The 17,717-nt window shown below is 72.1% G+C and carries 16 protein-coding genes and 1 tRNA gene; all 17 read right to left on the minus strand.

Annotated features, from left to right (window positions below):
- Window positions 1-296 precede the first annotated feature (296 nt).
- The 17 genes from TR48_RS26970 to metG all read right to left on the minus strand — a co-directional run bounded on the left by TR48_RS26970 (window position 297) and on the right by metG (window position 17,698).
- Window positions 297-1,640, minus strand: a complete 1,344-nt coding sequence (locus TR48_RS26970) for an FAD-dependent oxidoreductase (protein ID WP_042371990.1) — start codon at window positions 1,638-1,640, stop codon at window positions 297-299.
- 189 nt (window positions 1,641-1,829) lie between these two features.
- A complete protein-coding gene (gene galK, locus TR48_RS26975; protein WP_042371991.1) occupies window positions 1,830-3,002 on the minus strand; it encodes a galactokinase in 1,173 nt (390 codons plus the stop codon).
- A gap of 110 nt (window positions 3,003-3,112) precedes the next feature.
- Entirely contained in the window at window positions 3,113-4,093 is a 981-nt protein-coding gene (gene galE / locus TR48_RS26980; RefSeq protein ID WP_042371993.1) for a UDP-glucose 4-epimerase GalE, read from the minus strand.
- Window positions 4,090-5,238: a galactose-1-phosphate uridylyltransferase gene (gene galT / locus TR48_RS26985; RefSeq protein WP_042371995.1), complete on the minus strand. Its 1,149-nt coding sequence runs from the start codon at window positions 5,236-5,238 to the stop codon at window positions 4,090-4,092. Before galT ends, galE begins: the two co-directional genes overlap by 4 nt.
- A 212-nt stretch (window positions 5,239-5,450) precedes the next feature.
- Window positions 5,451-6,125: a LuxR C-terminal-related transcriptional regulator gene (locus TR48_RS26990; protein ID WP_042371997.1), complete on the minus strand. Its 675-nt coding sequence runs from the start codon at window positions 6,123-6,125 to the stop codon at window positions 5,451-5,453.
- 162 nt (window positions 6,126-6,287) lie between these two features.
- A tRNA-Thr gene (locus tag TR48_RS26995) sits at window positions 6,288-6,360 on the minus strand.
- A 606-nt stretch (window positions 6,361-6,966) separates the two neighbouring features.
- A complete protein-coding gene (locus TR48_RS27000; RefSeq protein WP_042371999.1) occupies window positions 6,967-8,751 on the minus strand; it encodes an ABC-F family ATP-binding cassette domain-containing protein in 1,785 nt (594 codons plus the stop codon).
- A gap of 64 nt (window positions 8,752-8,815) precedes the next feature.
- Window positions 8,816-8,944 carry a hypothetical protein gene (locus tag TR48_RS46660; protein WP_369405617.1) on the minus strand — a complete coding sequence of 43 codons (129 nt, stop codon included), beginning with the start codon at window positions 8,942-8,944 and terminating at the stop codon, window positions 8,816-8,818.
- Between the two features lie 104 nt (window positions 8,945-9,048).
- Window positions 9,049-9,690, minus strand: a complete 642-nt coding sequence (locus TR48_RS27010) for a DUF2625 family protein (protein ID WP_236652349.1) — start codon at window positions 9,688-9,690, stop codon at window positions 9,049-9,051.
- A gap of 25 nt (window positions 9,691-9,715) precedes the next feature.
- Entirely contained in the window at window positions 9,716-10,543 is an 828-nt protein-coding gene (locus TR48_RS27015; protein WP_042372001.1) for a hypothetical protein, read from the minus strand.
- Between the two features lie 28 nt (window positions 10,544-10,571).
- On the minus strand, window positions 10,572-11,228 hold the full coding sequence (locus TR48_RS27020) for a NucA/NucB deoxyribonuclease domain-containing protein (RefSeq protein ID WP_042372003.1): 657 nt from the start codon (window positions 11,226-11,228) through the stop codon (window positions 10,572-10,574).
- Complete coding sequence (locus tag TR48_RS27025; protein ID WP_042372006.1) at window positions 11,225-11,965, minus strand: WXG100-like domain-containing protein; 741 nt, start codon at window positions 11,963-11,965, stop codon at window positions 11,225-11,227. Before TR48_RS27025 ends, TR48_RS27020 begins: the two co-directional genes overlap by 4 nt.
- A 113-nt stretch (window positions 11,966-12,078) precedes the next feature.
- Window positions 12,079-13,047: a 4-(cytidine 5'-diphospho)-2-C-methyl-D-erythritol kinase gene (locus tag TR48_RS27030; protein ID WP_042372008.1), complete on the minus strand. Its 969-nt coding sequence runs from the start codon at window positions 13,045-13,047 to the stop codon at window positions 12,079-12,081.
- Between the two features lie 105 nt (window positions 13,048-13,152).
- Window positions 13,153-14,064 carry a 16S rRNA (adenine(1518)-N(6)/adenine(1519)-N(6))-dimethyltransferase RsmA gene (gene rsmA, locus TR48_RS27035; RefSeq protein WP_084729794.1) on the minus strand — a complete coding sequence of 304 codons (912 nt, stop codon included), beginning with the start codon at window positions 14,062-14,064 and terminating at the stop codon, window positions 13,153-13,155.
- Window positions 14,065-14,227: 163 nt separating this feature from the next.
- Window positions 14,228-14,914 carry a transglycosylase family protein gene (locus TR48_RS46865; protein WP_042372010.1) on the minus strand — a complete coding sequence of 229 codons (687 nt, stop codon included), beginning with the start codon at window positions 14,912-14,914 and terminating at the stop codon, window positions 14,228-14,230.
- Between the two features lie 138 nt (window positions 14,915-15,052).
- Window positions 15,053-15,931: a TatD family hydrolase gene (locus TR48_RS27045; protein ID WP_042372013.1), complete on the minus strand. Its 879-nt coding sequence runs from the start codon at window positions 15,929-15,931 to the stop codon at window positions 15,053-15,055.
- Window positions 15,932-16,093: 162 nt separating this feature from the next.
- The gene (metG, locus tag TR48_RS27050; RefSeq protein ID WP_042372015.1) at window positions 16,094-17,698 is read right to left on the minus strand and encodes a methionine--tRNA ligase; all 1,605 of its coding nucleotides are present in this window, start codon (window positions 17,696-17,698) and stop codon (window positions 16,094-16,096) included.
- Window positions 17,699-17,717: the final 19 nt, after the last annotated feature.

A 17,717-nucleotide genomic window follows, 5' to 3' on the forward strand; every position in this document is an offset into this window, starting at 1 on the left:
CGCGAAGATCCGGTGACCGTCGGCCACCAGCACCCTGATCCGCCCCACACCCACTCCCCCCGGCCTCCCCCCGATGCGGCACCGCCTCCTCCAGCACCCAGCGTAGGGTCGCGCCCTCGATGACGCGGCGTTATCACTCGAACGAGTGCGGTCACCGATGCTCACGGGGAGGCGGTAGCGGCGGGGCACGGGGCTCCGCCCGGAGCGTCGCGGCTCGCGGGCCGGGCGGACCGCCACCCCGCGGCGGGCTGACAGCCCTGGTCAGCGGCCGGCGGGTCGGTGGGCGCGACGAAGCGCTACGCGCCCGAGGCGTCGAGCATCTCCTCGCGGGGGACGATCTTGATCCGCTCACGGCCCTCCGCGGCGCCGAGCTCGCGCTCGCGCGCGTCCAGGCGCTGCCAGCCCTCCCACGTGGTGAAGCGGACGCCTCGCTCCTCCAGGAACGCGTCCACCGCCTCCGGCTCCGGGCGCGAGGCGGGCGTCAGCTCGCCTGCGACGTGGTCGGACAGCAGGGAGGCCACGGTCTCGTTCGCGTCGCCCTTGGTGTGGCCGATCAGGCCGACGGGACCGCGCTTGATCCAGCCCGTCACGTACGTACCCGGCTCGACCCGGCCCGCGTCGTGCGGGACCGTGCCGGAGTCCGGGTCGAACGGGAGCTTGGCGAGCTCCTCGGAGTAGTACCCGACCGCCCGGTAGACGGACTGGAGGTCCCACTCCTTGAACCGCCCCGTGCCGCGGACGTTCCCGCTGCCGTCCAGCTCGGTGCGCTCGGTCCGCAGGCCGACGACTCGGCCGTCCTCGCCGAGCACCTCCACGGGGGACTCGAAGAAGTGCAGGTAGAGCCGGTGGGGGCGGGTGCCGGCGTCGCGGATGGCCCAGTTCTCCAGCGTGGAGGCGACCATGTCGGCCTGCTTGTTGCCGCGCCGGGTCGCGATCGAGCCCTCGTCGTAGTCGATGTCCTCCGGGTCGACGATGACCTCGATGTTCGGCGAGTGGTCGAGCTCGCGCAGCTCCATCGGGCTGAACTTCGCCTGCGCCGGACCGCGACGGCCGAAGACGTGGATCTCCTTCGCGGCGTTCTGCCGCAGGCCCTCATGAACGTTGGCCGGAATCTCCGTCGGGAGCAGCTCGTCCGCCGTCTTCGCCAGGATGCGGGCGACGTCCAGGGCGACGTTGCCGACGCCCAGCACGGCGACCTTCTCGGCCGTGAGCGGCCAGCTGCGCGGGACGTCCGGGTGGCCGTCGTACCAGAACACGAAGTCGGCCGCGCCGTAGGAGCCGTCCAGCTCGATGCCGGGGATGTCCAGGTCACGGTCGGCGTTGGCGCCGGTCGCGAAGATCACCGCGTCGTAGAACTGGTGCAGCTCGTCGAGGGTGAGGTCGTTCGGGTAGTCGACGTTGCCGAAGAGGCGGATCTGCGGCTTGTCCATCACCTGGTGCAGAGCGGTGATGATGCCCTTGATCCGCGGGTGGTCGGGGGCGACGCCGTAGCGGATCAGGCCGAACGGGGCCGGCATGCGCTCGAAGATGTCGATGGACACACCCGGGTCCTGCGCCACGTCCGACTTGAGCAGGGCGTCGGCGGCGTAGATGCCGGCGGGACCGGACCCGACGACGGCGACCCGGAGAGTGCGTGTCATGACGGAGGACTCCTTGGAGCGACAGGACGACTGGGCGAGGACGAACGGGAGGCGGCGAGGGTGCCCGGTAAGGCAACCCTCACCTCCGCCAGCCTGCCACAGTAGTCAGTCCTGCTTTATGACCCCATAAGCCTGGCTTATGTGTAGCTCGACCCGGCGCGCCCCTCGGCACACCTTGCGCAGGCTCGGCTAACGCAGGCGTCGCGCGCCCGGCGCAGGGGTCGCGGTGAAGAACGCCGGGGCGTTCCAGCCGTCCCGAGCAGCGTAGGCGGCCGCGATGGCCGCGGTGATGCCGGGTACCCGCGCCGGCTCGGTCAGCACGATCACACAGCCGCCGAAGCCACCGCCCGTCTGCCGCGCACCGAGGGCGCCGGCCACGAGCGCGGTGTCGACGGCGGTGTCGGACTGCGGGCAGGAGATCGCGAAGTCGTCGCGCTGCGAGGCGTGGCCGGCCGTCAGGACGGGGCCGAGGGCGCGAAGCCGGCCTTCGTCGAGGAGCCGGACGGCCTCCAGCACCCGCGCGTTCTCGGTCACGACGTGGCGGGCGAGTCGGCGCAGCTCCTCCCCGGGAAGCCGCGCGAGCAGCGCGTCCAGCTCCGCGCCGCCGGAGGCCTCCACATCGCGCAGCGCCTTGACGCCCAGCAGGTCGGCGGAGCGCTCGCAGCCCTCCCTGCGCTGCCGGTAGGCGCCGTCGGCGTGCCCGTGCTCGACGCGCGTGTCGACGACGAGCAGCACCAGCCCGGCGGCGGCCAGATCCAGCGGGACCTGGCGCTGGGCCATGTCCCGGGTGTCCAGGAAGAGCGCGGCGCCCTCGGCGCAGCAGAGGGAGGCCGTCTGGTCCATCACGCCGACGGGCGCGCCGACGTAGTCGTTCTCCGCTCGCTGGGCGAGCCGGGCCAGGCGGGGCCGTGCGACGCCGAGCCCGAGCAGGTCGTCGAGGGCCAGCAGCACCGCGCACTGCAGCGCGGCCGAGGAGGAGAGCCCGGCCCCGAACGGCACGTCGCTGTCGAGGTGCAGATCGATGCCGGGCAGGGCGTGCCCGTCCTCGCGCAGCACCCACAGCGCGCCCGCGGGGTAGGCGGCCCAGCCCGCGACGGAACCCGGCGCGAGAGAGTCCACCGTGAACTCGACGACGGCGCCCGCGCCCTGTGAACTGTGCACGCGCACCACACCGTCGTCGCGTCGGGCCACGGCGACGCGGGCCGCGTGCGGCAGGGCCACCGGCAGCACGAAGCCGTCGTTGTAGTCGGTGTGCTCGCCGATCAGGTTGATGCGTCCCGGGGCCTGCCACACGCCCTCGGGCTCCCGCCCGTACAGTGCGACGAACTCCTCGGCGACCACGGCAGCGTGCGGCTCGTTCACGGGTGGGCTCTCCTCCGTTTCGGGTTCTGTCCGCGCACCGGGCACCGGGCACCGCGCATCGGCAGGGCCTGGGCGGCAGCGCGGCCAGGACGCGGACAGGGTCGGACGTGCTACGGCGCGGTGGGCACACTCTCGCCCGCCAGGGAGAGGGCGAACTCCCAGGCGTCGGCGACGATGCCGTCCAGGTCGGCGCGGCGCGGACGCCAGCCGAGGGTCTCCCGGGCGCGGTCGGCGGAGGCCACGAGCACGGCCGGGTCGCCGGGGCGGCGCTCGGCGGCGACGGCCTTGATCTCACGGCCCGTCACCCGGCGCACGGCCTCGATGACCTCCCGCACCGAGAAGCCGTTGCCGTTGCCGAGGTTGCAGATCAGGTGCCGGCCCGGCGCCGCGGCGTCGAGGGCGAGCAGGTGGGCCTCGGCCAGGTCGGCGACGTGGATGTAGTCGCGCACGCAGGTGCCGTCGGGGGTCGGGTAGTCCTCGCCGAAGACGGAGATGTGCGGGCGGCGGCCCAGCGCCGCCTGGATGACCAGCGGGATCAGGTGCGTCTCGGGGTCGTGCCGCTCGCCCTGGCGGCCGTAGGCGCCCGCCACGTTGAAGTAACGCAGCGAGACCGCGGCCAGGCCGTGGGCGTCCGCCTCACTGGTGATCATGTGGTCGACGGCGAGCTTGCTCGCGCCGTAGGGGTTGGTCGGGCTGGTCGGGGCGGTCTCCAGGATCGGCGCCCGCTCCGGCTCGCCGTAGACGGCGGCGGTCGAGGAGAAGACCAGGCGGCGCACGCCCGCCCCGCGCATCGCGGTCAGCAGCTCCAGCGAGCCGGACACGTTGTTGCGCCAGTACTTCTCCGGGTCCACCACGGACTCGCCGACCTGGGAGCTGGCCGCGAAGTGCAGCACGCCGTCGAAGGAGCCGTCCAGCACCTCGGCGGCATCCTGGACCCGGCCCTGCACGAAGGTCGCCCCCGCCGGCACCGACTCGCGGAAGCCCGTCGACAGGTCGTCGAGGACGACGACCTGGTGACCCGCCTCGAGCAGGTGCGCCGCGACGACCCCGCCGACGTAGCCGGCGCCGCCGGTGACCAGGTACTGACTCATGCCTTGACCTCCCGCAGGCGTCGCGCTGCGTACTCGGGCGCGACGTCGTTGATGAACACGTCCATGCCGGACTCCGAACCGGCCAGGAACTTGAGCTTCCCTACGGTACGACGGATGGTGAAGAGCTCCATGTGGAGCGCCAGCTCCTCGGCGCCCGCGACGCCGCCCGGGCCGCGACGCACCGGGGCCTGGTGCCAGGCGGCGATGTACGGCGTCCGGTTGGGCGCCTTGTTGACGGCGTTCACGGCCTCGTCGGATGTGAACGGGTCCGGCGTGAACAGCAGGTCGAAGCGCCGCAACAGGTCGAGGTAGAGGTGGGCGAACTCCTCGCGCTCGGCGTCGTCGAGGGCGGGCAGGTCGCTGACCCGGCGGTGGGGATACACGTGCACTTCATAGGGCCAGTGGGCGGCGAAGGGCACGAACGCGGTCCAGTGCTCGCCGGACAGGACGACCCGCTCGCCGCTGCGACGCTCCGCCGCCAGCCGGTCCTCGAAGAGATTCCGGCCGGTGCGGGCGCGGTGCGCGACGGCCGCGGCGATCATCCGCTCGGTGCGCGGCGTGACGAACGGATAGGCGTAGATCTGGCCGTGCGGGTGTTCCAGGGTGACGCCGATCTCCACCCCGCGGTTCTCGAAGCAGAAGACCTGCTCGACGTCGGGCAGCGTGGACAGCTCCGCGGTGCGGTCCGTCCAGGCCTCCAGCACGGTGCCGACCTGACGCGGTCCGAGGTCGGCGAAGGACGCGTCGTGGACGGGGGTGAAGCAGACCACCTCGCACCGCCCGGCGGCGGGGCGGATCGTGTCCGGCGGGGTCGCCCGCACCTGCTCGGGGTGCGGGTGGGCGGCGAGTGAGGGGAAGCGGTTCTCGAAGACGACCACCTCGTAGTCGGATTCGGGGATCTCGCTCAGCCGTCCGTCCCCGGAGGGGCAGAGCGGGCACGCTTCCGCCGACGGGTGGTAGGTCCGGCCCTGGCGGTGCGCGGCGACCACCACCCACTCGTCGAGCACGGGGTCGTGGCGCAGTTCGGAGAGGGTCTCGGTGGGGGGCAGCGGCCTCAGGTCCTGGGCGCTGCGGACGGCGTCGTCACGGGAGTCGTAGTAGATCAACTCACGGCCGTCGGCCAGTCGCGTGCTGGTCTTCTTCACTACGGGGATCTCCAAGGTCGGCCTCGCTCGCAGACGTTCACGCTCGCTCGGTTCAACATAATCGAACATAAATAAGCAGCAGTCAACAGTCCTGCATGAGCCTCATGGCACAACTGAGCAGCAGGCATCGTCGAGCCTTCGCGAATTGGAGAAAGCTGTGCGGACGTGTTCGGTTTCAGCGTCGGATTCGACGCCGCCGCTCCGCGGCCGCCTCAGTCGGCGGCGCGCCCCACCTGCTCCAGCAGGCCGGTCCGGGCCGCGACGGCCGCGGCCTCCAGGCGCGTGCGCGCCCCGAGTTTCACCAGCACGCGCTGGACATGCGTGCGCGCGGTGCTGGGCGCGATGCGCATGCCCTCGGCGATCTCCTGGGTGTCCTGCCCGTCGGCGATCCGCGCCAGCACCTCGGCCTCGCGCCGGGTCAGCAGTCGCAACAGGCGCAGCGCCTCGTCGTCCGGCTCGGCCGCCGGCCGCAGCAGGTGGTCGAACGAGGCGCGCAGCAGCTCGGGCGAGACCGCCGCCTCTCCCGCGCGGACACGTCCGAGCGCGCGCTCCACGACCTCGATGCGCTCGTCCTGCCGCACGTACCCGGCCGCCCCGGCGGCGAACGCCGCAGCCACCCCCGCGAGGTGGTCCACATTGCCCATCACCACGACCGAGACCTCCGGCCGCTCCCGCCGGATCCGCCGGATCGCGTCGAACGCCGCGCCGTCCTCCGGCCGCGCCACCCCCAGCAGACACGCCTCCGGCCGCCGGCTCACCACGAGATCCGCGGCGACCCCGGTCGGCGTCCCGACCGCGAGCACCCGATGTCCACGCAGCTGCAGGGCGGCCGCCAGCGCCTCCGCGAGTAACCGGTGGTCGTCCACGACCACGAGCCGAACGCCCACAGCGCCCTCCGCCCTCCCCTGGCACGATGCGTGACGAACCATCACAACGCATTCTGCCTGCGGACCGCTACAGCGCAGCCCTCGTTCGGGGGATCATTTGGGGAACTCCCGCGAAAACGCCGAAGGCCCGCGTCCGATGATCGGACACGGGCCTTTCCGGCGAGCCCCCATGCGGAATCGAACCGCAGACCTTCTCCTTACCATGGAGACGCTCTACCGACTGAGCTATAGGGGCGAACGAGGAAGACCATACCTGGTCAGCGACCGGATGGGAAATCCGTGATCTTCTGCGCCCCGCAGCGGGGCCACCGACCCGGGATCGCCGTCCGGGCTGACGGCCCGTCGATCGTCACCGGCCTACACGTTCGATGATCAGCACCCCTCCGACCTGCGACAACGCAGATGTGTACACTTCAATACCCCGACGAACCGGACGAACCGAGGGGGGACGATGGCGACGGGGTTCGAGGTCGACGTCCAGGCCTTGCAGAACCTTGCCCGCGACCTCGGGCAGGCTCTCCACGCAATGGCCGACGCGCGCGGCGAGTTGGGCGCGGCTTCGGCCCACCGTCCGTTTGCTGATCACTCCGAACGTGGAGGCCGAACTGAGCAACCTGGACCCAGGCCGTCGCCCACTCGCTGGACCTGAGGTCGGCCGGCGGCGTCCCGCACAACCCCACTCCGCCGGACCTTTCCGGTGCCGTGCCTGCGCCTCCCCCTGGCTCCCTCCGGTACCCGGGGGAGCAACGGTGAACCTCCAGGACCTCGCCGGGGAGATGCTCGGGCTCCCACCCAGCTTCACCCGCGGGTGAGACGAGAGCGCTGATGCGGACGCGGACGCTCACGCGTCCTCGGCGAGCTCCAGCCACTGCATCTCCAGCTCGTCGCGCTCGTCCTTGACCGCGCGCAGCTGGGCGTCCAGTTCGGCGATCTTGCCGAAGTCCGCGGCGTGCTCGGCCATCTGGGCGTGGAGCTTGGTCTCCTTCTCCTCCAGCTTGGCGAGCTGGCGCTCGATGCGCTGGAGCTCCTTCTTGGCCGCGCGGGTGTCGCCGCCGGTCTTCTTCGGGGCCGGGGCCGGCGTCGTCGCCTCGACGAGCGCCGCGCGGCGCTCGAGGTACTCGTCGATGCCGCGCGGCAGCATGCGCAGGCGGCGGTCGCCGAGCAGCGCCCACACCGTGTCCGTGGTCCGCTCGATGAAGAAGCGGTCGTGGGAGATGACGACGAGGGAGCCCGGCCAACCGTCGAGGAGATCCTCCAGCTGGTTGAGGGTCTCGATGTCGAGGTCGTTGGTGGGCTCGTCCATGAACAGGACGTTGGGCTCGTCCATCAGCAGACGCAGCAGCTGCAGGCGGCGGCGCTCACCGCCGGAGAGGTCGGCGACCGGCGTCCACTGCTTCTCCTTGGTGAACCCGAACGTCTCGCAGAGCTGGCTCGCGGACAGTTCACGGCCCTTGCCGAGGTCGACGCGCCCGCGCACCTGCTCCACGGCCTCCAGCACGCGCAGCGTGCCGGGGAGCTCGGCGACCTCCTGGGAGAGGTAGGCGAGCTTTACGGTCTTGCCGACGACGACCTTGCCGGCGGACGGCTGCTTCTCGCCGTCGCTCGCCCAGGCGGTCTGCATCGCGCGCATCAGGGAGGTCTTGCCGGCGCCGTTGACGCCCACGAGGCCGATGCGGTCGCCGGGGCCGAGCTGCCAGGTGAGATGTTCCAGCAGCAGCTTGTCACCGGCCTGGACGGTCACGTCCTCCAGGTCGAAGACGGTCTTGCCCAGCCGCGAGTTGGCGAACTTCATCAGCTCGACCTTGTCGCGCGGCGGCGGCACGTCCGCGATCAGCTCGTTGGCGGCCTCGACACGGAACCGCGGCTTGGAGGTGCGGGCAGGCGCGCCCCGCCGCAGCCAGGCCAGCTCCTTGCGGACCAGGTTCTGGCGCTTGGTCTCCTCCGTCGCGGCGATGCGGGCCCGCTCGGCGCGCGCGAAGACGTAGTCGGAGTAGCCGCCCTCGTACTCATGGACGTCGCCGGCCTGCACGTCCCACATGCGGGTGCAGACCTGGTCGAGGAACCAGCGGTCGTGGGTGACGACGACGAGCGCGCTGCGGCGCGCCTGCAGGTGACCGGCGAGCCAGGCGATGCCCTCGACGTCGAGGTGGTTGGTGGGCTCGTCCAGGACCAGCAGGTCGTGGTCCTCGATCAGCAGCTTGGCCAGCGCGATGCGACGGCGCTCGCCACCGGAGAGCGGGCCGATGACGGTGTCGAGACCCTGCGGGAAGCCGGAGAGGTCCAGGCCGTCGAAGAGGCCGGTGAGCACGTCGCGGATCCTGGCGTCGCCCGCCCACTCGTGGTCGGCCTTGTCGCCGACGACCTCGTGGCGGATGGTGGCCTTCGGGTCGAGCGCGTCGCCCTGGGCCAGCACGCCGATCGCCAGGCCCGTCACATGGGTGACGCGACCGCCGTCGGGCTCCTCCTGCTTGGCCATGATCTGGGTCAGCGTGGTCTTGCCGTCGCCGTTGCGGCCGACGACGCCGATCCGGTCGCCCTCGCTGACGCCGACGGACACGCCGTCGAGCACGGCTCGGGTGCCGAAGATCTTGCTGACGCCTTCGACGGTGACGAGGTTGACTGCCACGGATGCTGCGCTCCTGCGGGGGCTCGGATGAGGTGCCGACCTACCAGGGTAGTGGGCCGACCGCTCAGCCCCGCCCGCCGTTCCGGCTCTGGAGATCACCGAGCAGCAGCTCGAGCAGTCCCGCGAGCGCCTCCCGCTGCTCCGGACCGAGACCGGCGACCAGTTCGGCCTCCCGGCCGAGCACCGCGTCCACCCACCGCTCGACCAGGGCGTGCCCGGCGTCGGTGAGGGAGACGGTGACCGCACGCGGGCCCAGTTCCGGGGTACCCGTCCGTACGACCAGCCCCTCGCGCTCGGCTACTCGATGCGGAGCCGGAGCGTCGCCCCGTCCGGCAGCTCGTGCACCTGCTGCGCGATCGGACCGCGGATCCGCATCGCGGTCACCGCGTCGTACGCGACGAAGTTGTCGAAGTCGTAGCCGCCGCCGCCGACGAAGAACGTCCGCGGGACCAGGCGCTCCGAGGGGTCGAGCGCGCCCTTCTCCTGCTGGTAGGCGTAGGCGAACGAAGCCGCGCCGTTCACGTCCGGGTCGGCCAGGAGCCAGGCGGCCCAGTCCTCGAGGCTCTCGCCGAGCAGCTCGTCCTGGGCCGTCTCCGGGTCGAAGCGAACCACCTCACGACCCTCGACGATGGCGAACTGGGTGCCGAAGATGTCCTGGGCGAAGCAGAACAGGTCGTCGGCCAGCCCGTCGTAGGTGTCCTTCCAGGTGTTCTCGCCGTTCCACGCCAGCAGGTCGTGGCCGAGGCCCTCCTCACCCGCCCGGAAGACCTGGACACCCGCGTTGAACAGGAAGAATCCGTTGATGCGCGACAGCAGGGCGCCGAGCTCGGCCAGCGGACCGCTCCCGGTGCCGAAGTCGAGTTCGATGGACGGACCCATCGGGCCCCGGGCCCGGCCGAGCAGGGTCTCCAGCGCGTTCGATCCGGTCGTGTCAGTCATCCTCGGGTCCTGTTCTCGTTCGCCTTCAGTCCTGGCGTTGCGCCTCGGGGCCGATCGGACGGTTCAGGTAGTACTCACGCACCCTATCCGTCATCACCGGCCGCAGCGTGGGGAGCAGCACCAGGGCGGCGGGCAGCACGTCCCACTGCATGAGCGGCCAGTACACGGCGTGCGCGGCGAGCAGCACGGCCTCGCCCTCGGGAACCTCGCCGGCCACGGCGAAGGCGCCGGCGAGCCAGATCGCCAGGTTGAGGTCCTGGGGGATCTCGCCGAGAGCCCGATAGGCCTCCCGGGCCCGGGAGAGGTCCCGTGTCTGGTGCAGTGCGGACCAGAAGGTGCGCCGTTGCCGTGCGTCGAGCTCCACCGGATCGCGCCCGAGCAGGTCCGCCCCGATGACCCTGGTGTTCGCGCCGACCGGTGCGCCCCAGTCGTAGTAGGCCTCCAGGTCGTCCCGCACGGTCCTGCCGGAGGCGAGCCGCTCCGCCGCCTGCCGGAAGGTGCGGTTCAGCACCCGGCCCTCGGGGACGGCGGCGGCCGCGGCGAGCAGCCGCGGGGCGGCCGGCGTCCCGTCGTGGAGGTCGGCGCCGTAGAAGGCGTAGAGAAAGGGCATCGTCTGGTCGCACAGGTGGCCACCCGACGGCCCGTCACGGGCGATCAGTTCCTCCGCCAGTCGGCCGGCCTCGCCGAAGCGGTCCGACCACAGCAGGATCAGGATCGCCGCCGCGGCGGCCGTGAGCCTCGCGTCGGGATCGCCGTCCTCCCGGGCGACGTCCAGCAGTTCCGGCAGGACCTCGAGGAACCGGCCCTGCCGCGCCCGGGACGCCAGGACTTCGGCCTCTTCTTTCGTGGCCAACGTGCTCCCTCGTTCCGCCGTCCGTCCGCTATCTGATCGTGATCTTGACTCTGGTGCCGTCCGGCAGGCTGTTCAGTGCGCTGCCCATGGCCGAACCGGAACCGCGGTTGTCGCTGTCCGGAATGTACTTCACGCTGGCGCCGGCCCCGCCCTGTTTGAACATGGCGGGCGGATACTCGTCGCGGTCGTCCGGCGGCCTGGTGGGGATCCCGGCCAGGGACGCGGTCCGGCGGTCGTCCGCGCCCGCCCGGTCGATGTCCAGCACCGAAGGGTGGGGGCTGCCCGTGAGCGGCACGTCGGGGCCGTGATGCGTGATCCCGCTCTGCGCCTCCTGGATGTGCAGGGCGGATTCGGGGTACTTGGAGGCGTCGACGACGAGTTCGACGTCGTAGTCCCGCTGCCCGCCGAGCGCCGCGTCGATCTTCGAACGCGCGGCCGCCTGGGTCCTGATCCGCTTGCGGGCGCCACGGCCGGTCTTGCCATCGTTCTTGGCTATCTTCTCGGCCAGGCTGACCAGTTCGTGAGCGTGTCGGGCATCGGCGTCCGCGATGTTCTTGACGACCTGCTCGGTGCCGTGGCCGACCGAGTGGTACATGTCCGCGACCGCCTCGGCGGCGTCGTGGCTGAGACTGCGGCCGACGCGGGCAGCCGCCTCCTCCAGGGCCTTGGCGATGGGATGCGTCACGAGAACGACACCCCCTGCGCCACGGCGGCGAATCGCGCCCCGTGCCCCTGGACCTCCTCGGCGTGGCCGTGCATCAAGACGGCGTGGCGCATCATCTCGTCCGGCTGGACGTGGAACCCGTCGCCCGCGCCGCCACCGCCCATGTCGCCGGGGTCGGGTGCGCCGAGCGCGGCCTGGAGCCCCTGGAAGACGAGGCCGCTCAGCGCCCGCTCGACCACCTGCTCCAGGGGTCCCACCGCCTGGTTGATGAGGGCGCCGATCAACTCCTGCTCCGCGGTCTGGATCAGCGCGTTGACGATCTTCTTCGTCGCCTCGACCAGCAACGCCTCCGCAGCCTCCGCCGCGCCCAGCGTCACCACGGCCGCCGCTTGGTCCGCGACGAACTCGGCTGCCATGATCCCGAGTTCGGTGATGACCGCGGTCTTCATCGCCACGATCCCGTCGGCCGCCAGCTCCAGCGCGTCGGCGGTCACCGAACACGCCTCCACCAGCTCGGACATGTGACTGTTGGACCGCTGCGCCCAGGCCTCGACCAACGCCTCGTAGGACGAGGCCTGGTAGACATCCCCGAGCCGACCGATCGTCTGACTGGCGGCGTCGTGGGAGGCCTGCAGGTTCTGTCCGAACTCCCGCACATGGCCGCCGAATTCACGGACCTTGTCCTCGTTCACCTGCGGCCAGTTCAGCCCGAGCAGGTTCATCACCCAGACGAGCTCCCCGGGCAGCTCGATCGCCATGCATCCCCCTCGCTGAGCGCTCGGAGGAGATTATATGACCGGCCGTCACCTCACCCAGCGGCCGTCATCTCCCCTGCCGGGCGGGATCTCCCGGCGCGGCGAGGCGGGGCGGCTCAGACCAGGGTCGCGCCCGGCACAGGGCCCTCCGCGCGGCGGACGTCGCGGCAGGTGCCGGACTGGGCGAGGGCGGCGGCGACCGCCGCAGCCGCGGCGGCATCCTTGGCCAGGAACGCGCAGGTCGGGCCGGAGCCGGAGACGAGGGCGCCGATCGCGCCCACCTCGGTGCCCACGCGGAGGGTCTCCGCGAGGGCGGGACGCAGCGAGAGCGCAGCCGGCTGCAGGTCGTTGCTGAGGGCCGCGCCCAGCGCGGCGGCGTCACCCGAGGCGAGGGCGGCCAGCAGCGCGGGGTCGGCGGCGGGCGCGGGGACGCGCGACTCGTCCGCGCCTCCGGGACCGGCCGCCTCCTCGCGAAGGCGGTCGCACTCCCCGTAGACGGCGGGCGTGGACAGGCCGCCGTCGGCGACCGCGAAGACCCAGTGGAACGTGCCGCCGACGGGCACCACCGTCAGCATCTCGCCGCGCCCCTGGCCGAGCGCGACCCCTCCGTGCAGGGAGAACGGCACGTCGCTGCCGAGCTCGGCCGCGAGCGCGAAGAGCGTCGAGCGCTCCGTGCCGAGACCCCACAGCGCGTCACAGGCGAGCAGGGCCGCCGCCGCGTCGGCACTGCCGCCCGCCATGCCCCCGGCGACGGGGATGTCCTTGTCGATGTGCAGGGCGACGTTCGCCTCGACGCCGTGGTGGGCGGCGAGCGCCCGCGCCGCGCGGGCGGCCAGGTTGCTCTCGTCGGTCGGCACGACGTCCGCGTCACGGCCGGCGACGGTCAGGCTGAGGCCCTCGGCCGGGCGCGCCGTGACGGTGTCCCACAGACCCACGGCGAAGAAGACCGTGGCCAGCGCGTGGAACCCGTCGGCGCGCCGACCGCCCACCGCCAGCTGCACGTTGACCTTGGCCGGCACCCGGACGGTAACGCCGTCGGGCGCGGACGCGGACGTCGGTTCGAGCACGGACTCGGACGCGTTCATCGGCGGGGGCTCCTGGGAGACGGGGGCGGTGCACGGGGTGAGGTGCGCTGACGCGCGGGAAGACCGGGCGTGGGACACGAGAGGTGGGACGGACCCGCGGGAGGGTCAGGACTGCGGCGAGGACTCCGGCTTGTTCTCGGCGATCGCGGCGAACTGCTCCACCGTCAGCGCCTCACCGCGCAGGCGGTGGTCGATCCCCGCCGCGGACAGCGCCGTCTCCGCGGCGGCCGGACTACCCGCCCAGCCCGCCAGCGCCGCGCGCAGCGTCTTGCGGCGCTGCGCGAACGCCGCGTCGACGACGGCGAAGACGTCGGTGCGCGCGGCGCTCGTCTTCAGCGGCTCGTCGCGGCGGACCAGCGAGACCAGACCCGAGTCGACGTTCGGCGCGGGCCAGAAGACGTTGCGGCCGATCGCCCCCGCGCGCTTGACGCGCGCGTACCACTGGGCCTTGACCGACGGCACGCCGTAGACCTTGTTGCCCGGCTGCGCGGCCAGCCGGTCGGCGACCTCGGACTGCACCATGACGAGCGTGCGCTCGATGGTGGGGAAGGTCTCCAGCATGTGCAGCAGCACGGGGACCGCGACGTTGTAGGGCAGGTTCGCCACCAGGGCGGTCGGCGCCGGGCCGGGCAGCTCGGTGACGGCCATCGCGTCCGCGTGGACCAGGGCGAACCGGTCCGCCTTCTCCGGCATGCGGGCGGCGACGGTGGTCGGCAGGTGCTCGGCGAGCAGCGGGTCGATCTCGATGGCGGTGACCCGGTCGACCGCCTCCAGCAGCCCCAGCGTCAGCGAGCCGAGGCCGGGCCCCACCTCCACGACCACGTCGTCGGGCCGTACCTCCGCCGCGCGCACGATGCGGCGGACGGTGTTCGCGTCGATGACGAAGTTCTGCCCGCGCTGCTTGGTCGGCCGCACTCCCAGCCGACCGGCCAGTTCACGAACGTCTGCGGGGCTCAGCAGTGCGGAGTCGTTCGACGCGGCGGAAGGCTCGACGGACTCGGGATCGGTGGTGCTCACCCGGCAAGGATACGGGCCGCCTCCGGCGCGACGCGCCGCCGCTCGCCCCTCGCCGGAGGGTTCACACCCGGCGCCTCCGTGCCCGGGCCCACCGAGTCGCCGGAGCTCGCTCGGCGCGTCACTGCTCGGCGTGTCAGTGCTCGGCGTGTCAGTGCTCTGCGTGTCAGTGCTCTGCGCGGGTGCCGCAGACCGGCCAGGGGGAGAGGCCCCGCTCGTGGAAGAGGGCGCGGGCGCGGGTGGTCTGCTCGCCGACCGAGGCGTTCTGGGGCAGGCCGTGCCCGCCGAGGCTGTGCCAGGTGTGGGCGTCGAACTGGTAGAGCCCGCCGTAGCGGCCGCTCGGGTCGGTGATGTGCGGGTTGCCGCCGGACTCGCAGCGCGCCAGCGCCGCCCAGTCGATCTCGCCGGTCCCGAAGTGCACCAGCGGAGAGGCCGCCCGGTGGCGGCCACGGCTCGCCGCGTGACCGTCGAGCTCCGGCGGCCGCACCTCCTCGGCCGCGCGGACGCGCGGTCTCGCGTGCCGGGGCCGGGGCGACGACGGCAGCTGGGGGGCCGCGGGCGCTCCTGGAACGTGCGGCAGGACGAGCGTCTCGACCGTGCGCGGGCCGGTCACCGCGCCGTCGACGCCGGCGAGGGCCTCCCTTGCCACCGCGCTCGTGGACGTCGACGGGTCGCCCGCCGTGGGGGCGTCCGCCACCGCGCCGTCCGGCAGGATGTCGGCGGCTTCGGTGGCGTGATCGCTCTCCGCGCCCTGCGCCTCCTCGACCAGGAACGCGCCGGTGCCGCCCACCAGCAGGGCCAGGATCAGCGCCTGCGGCAGCGTCCGCCTGGAGGTGTCGGAAGAAACGTTCACTCGCGCTCCAACATGGCCGTTCGTCCACGCCCGGTCCCTCGACCGCGGACTGTCCAACGACCTCCCCGCAGGACCGTCACGTCCCCCTGAGAGTGGTTTCCGGTGCGTCCCGCGGGCGCAGCGGGTGTCGAGGGGGCGTCAGTAGTCGAACGCCCGCGCCGTGTTCGCGGCCACCGCAGCCGCGAGCTCGTCCTCGGCCACACCCTTGACCTGCGCCATCGCGCGCAGCGTGACCGGGATCAGATACGGCGCGTTCGGCCGGCCCCGGAAGGGCGCGGGGGTCAGGAACGGCGCGTCGGTCTCCACCAGGATGCGGTCCATCGGGGTGACGGCCAGCGCCGCCCGCAGGTGCTGGTTGGCCGGGAACGTGACGGGCCCCGCGAAGGACAGGTAGTAGCCCGCCTCCGCGCACACGCGGGCCATCTCCTCGTCACCGGAGTAGCAGTGGAAGACCGTGCGCTCGGGCGCGCCCTCCTCGGTCAGGATGCGCAGCACGTCCTCGTGCGCGTCCCGGTCGTGGATGACCAGGGCCTTGCCGTGCTTCTTCGCCAGCGCGATGTGCCGCCGGAAGGACTCCTGCTGGATCCCCGCGCCTTCGGGACCGGTCCGGAAGTAGTCCAGGCCCGTCTCCCCGACGCCGCGCACCTGCGGCAGGGCGGCCAGCGCGTCGATCTCCTCGATCGCCGCCTCCAGCGCGGCCATGCCACCTGGCCCGCGCCGCTGCCCGCTCCACCCGTCCGGGTCGCCGAGCACGATCCGCGGCGCCTCGTTCGGGTGGAGTGCCACGGTTGCGTGCACGTTGTCGTACTTCGCCGCGGTCTCCGCCGCCCAGTGTGAACCCGGGATGTCGCACCCGACCTGGACGACCGTGTCCACACCGACGGACGCCGCCTTGGCCAGGATCTCCTCGGGGGACGCGTCCTGCATGTCCAGGTGCGTGTGCGAGTCCGCAACCGGCACGCGGAGCGGCTCGGGCACGGGCGGCGGGGTGCTGTTGTCACCCTTGGAGCGGGCCACGTCGGGTTCCCTTTCGACGGTGAGTCGGTTGCACGCCCCAGGGGCGCGCGAAACCGCGCGAGGACCACCCGGTGCGGATGGCCCCACCCGGTGCGGATGGCCCCACGCGTTCGGCGGCCCGCCACCTCAGTGGCTTGCCGCGCCCCTGGGGACGTGCGGCGCCTAGTCCTTCTTCTCTTCCAGGCGCGGGAAGAGGATCTCGCCCTTGGTCACGGTAACCCCGGCCGGGAGACGGCCCCACTGGCCGGCCTCCGAGATCCGCTGGTCGCCGAGCGCGCCCAGCGCGGCCTCCGCGCCGAGGGAGTCCCACAGAAGCCCGGACACCCGCGGCATGACCGAGTTCAGCAGGATCGCCACGCCGCGCAGCGACTCCGCCGCCGCGTAGAGGATCGTCGCCAGACGGGCCTGGCCCTCGGGGGACTCGTCCTTGGCGACCTTCCACGGCTCCTGCTCAGTGAGGTAGCCGTTGACCTGCTTGACGAAGTCGAAGATCGCGGCGATGCCCCCCGCGAAGTCCAGCCTCTCGCCGATCTTGTCGTCGGACTCGGCCACGGCCCTCGCCAGGCCCTCGGCCAGCGCTGCCTCGGCCGGTCCGGACGCGGTCGCCTCCGGCAGGACCCCGCCGTAGTACTTGCCGACCATCGCCGCCACGCGCGAGGCGAGGTTGCCGAAGTCGTTGGCGAGCTCGGAGGTGTAGCGGGCGGAGAAGTCCTCCCACGAGAACGAGCCGTCCGTGCCGAACGGGATCGCGCGCAGGAAGTAGTAGCGGTAGGCGTCCACGCCGAAGTGCGCGGTCAGGTCCTGCGGCGCGATGCCGGTCAGGTTGGACTTGCTCATCTTCTCGCCGCCGACCATCAGCCAGCCGTTGGCGACCACGCGCTTGGGCAGGGGCAGACCGTTGGCCATCAGCATGGCCGGCCAGATCACCGCGTGGAAGCGGAGGATGTCCTTCCCGACCAGGTGCACGTCCGCCGGGAAGGTGTCCTCGAACTTGGCCTGGTCGGCGCCGTAGCCGACCGCGGTCGCGTAGTTGAGCAGCGCGTCGACCCACACGTAGATGACGTGCTTCGGGTCCCAGGGGATCTGCACGCCCCAGTCGAAGGTGGAGCGGGAGATCGAGAGGTCCTGCAGGCCCTGCTCGACGAAGCGGACGACCTCGTTACGGGCCGACTCCGGCTGGATGAAGCCGGGGTTGGCGGCGTAGAACTCAAGCAGCTTGGGGCCGTACTCGGAGAGCTTGAAGAAGTAGTTCTCCTCCTTCAGCATCTCCACCGGCTTCTTGTGGATCGCGCAGATCTTCTGCCCCGCGAACTCACCCTCGCCGTCCAGCAGCTCGCCGGGGGCCTTGTACTCCTCGCAGCCCACGCAGTACGGGCCCTCGTACCCGCCCTGGTAGATCTCGCCCTTGTCGTAGAGGTCCTGGACGAACTCCTGCACCCGGGCCGTGTGCCGGTCCTCGGTGGTGCGGATGAAGTCGTCGTTGGCGATCTCCAGGTGCTCCCAGAGGGGCTTCCACGCCTCCTCGACGAGCTTGTCGCACCACTCCTGCGGCGAGACACCGTTCGCCTCGGCGGTGCGCATGATCTTCTGGCCGTGCTCGTCCGTCCCGGTCAGGTACCACACCCGCTCGCCGCGCTGGCGGTGCCAGCGGGTCAGCACGTCTCCGGCGACGGTGGTGTACGCGTGACCGAGGTGCGGGCGGTCGTTGACGTAGTAGATCGGCGTCGAGACGTAGTAGCTCTTACCGGGGTTCTGGACGGCGGTCATGCCGCAATGGTATCGGCCG

Origin of the sequence: Streptacidiphilus neutrinimicus (genome assembly GCF_000787815.1) — a bacterium.
Taxonomy (GTDB): domain Bacteria; phylum Actinomycetota; class Actinomycetes; order Streptomycetales; family Streptomycetaceae; genus Streptacidiphilus; species Streptacidiphilus neutrinimicus.

Excerpts from the sequence above, each read along its gene's own strand:
- TR48_RS26970 (WP_042371990.1), bottom strand. The coding sequence starts at position 1,640 with ATGACACGCACTCTCCGGGTCGCCGTCGTCGGGTCCGGTCCCGCCGGC.
- galE (WP_042371993.1), bottom strand. The coding sequence starts at position 4,093 with ATGAGTCAGTACCTGGTCACCGGCGGCGCCGGCTACGTCGGCGGGGTC.
- TR48_RS27010 (WP_236652349.1), bottom strand. The coding sequence starts at position 9,690 with ATGACTGACACGACCGGATCGAACGCGCTGGAGACCCTGCTCGGCCGG.
- TR48_RS27025 (WP_042372006.1), bottom strand. The coding sequence starts at position 11,965 with ATGGCGATCGAGCTGCCCGGGGAGCTCGTCTGGGTGATGAACCTGCTC.
- TR48_RS27030 (WP_042372008.1), bottom strand. The coding sequence starts at position 13,047 with ATGAACGCGTCCGAGTCCGTGCTCGAACCGACGTCCGCGTCCGCGCCC.
- metG (WP_042372015.1), bottom strand. The coding sequence starts at position 17,698 with ATGACCGCCGTCCAGAACCCCGGTAAGAGCTACTACGTCTCGACGCCG.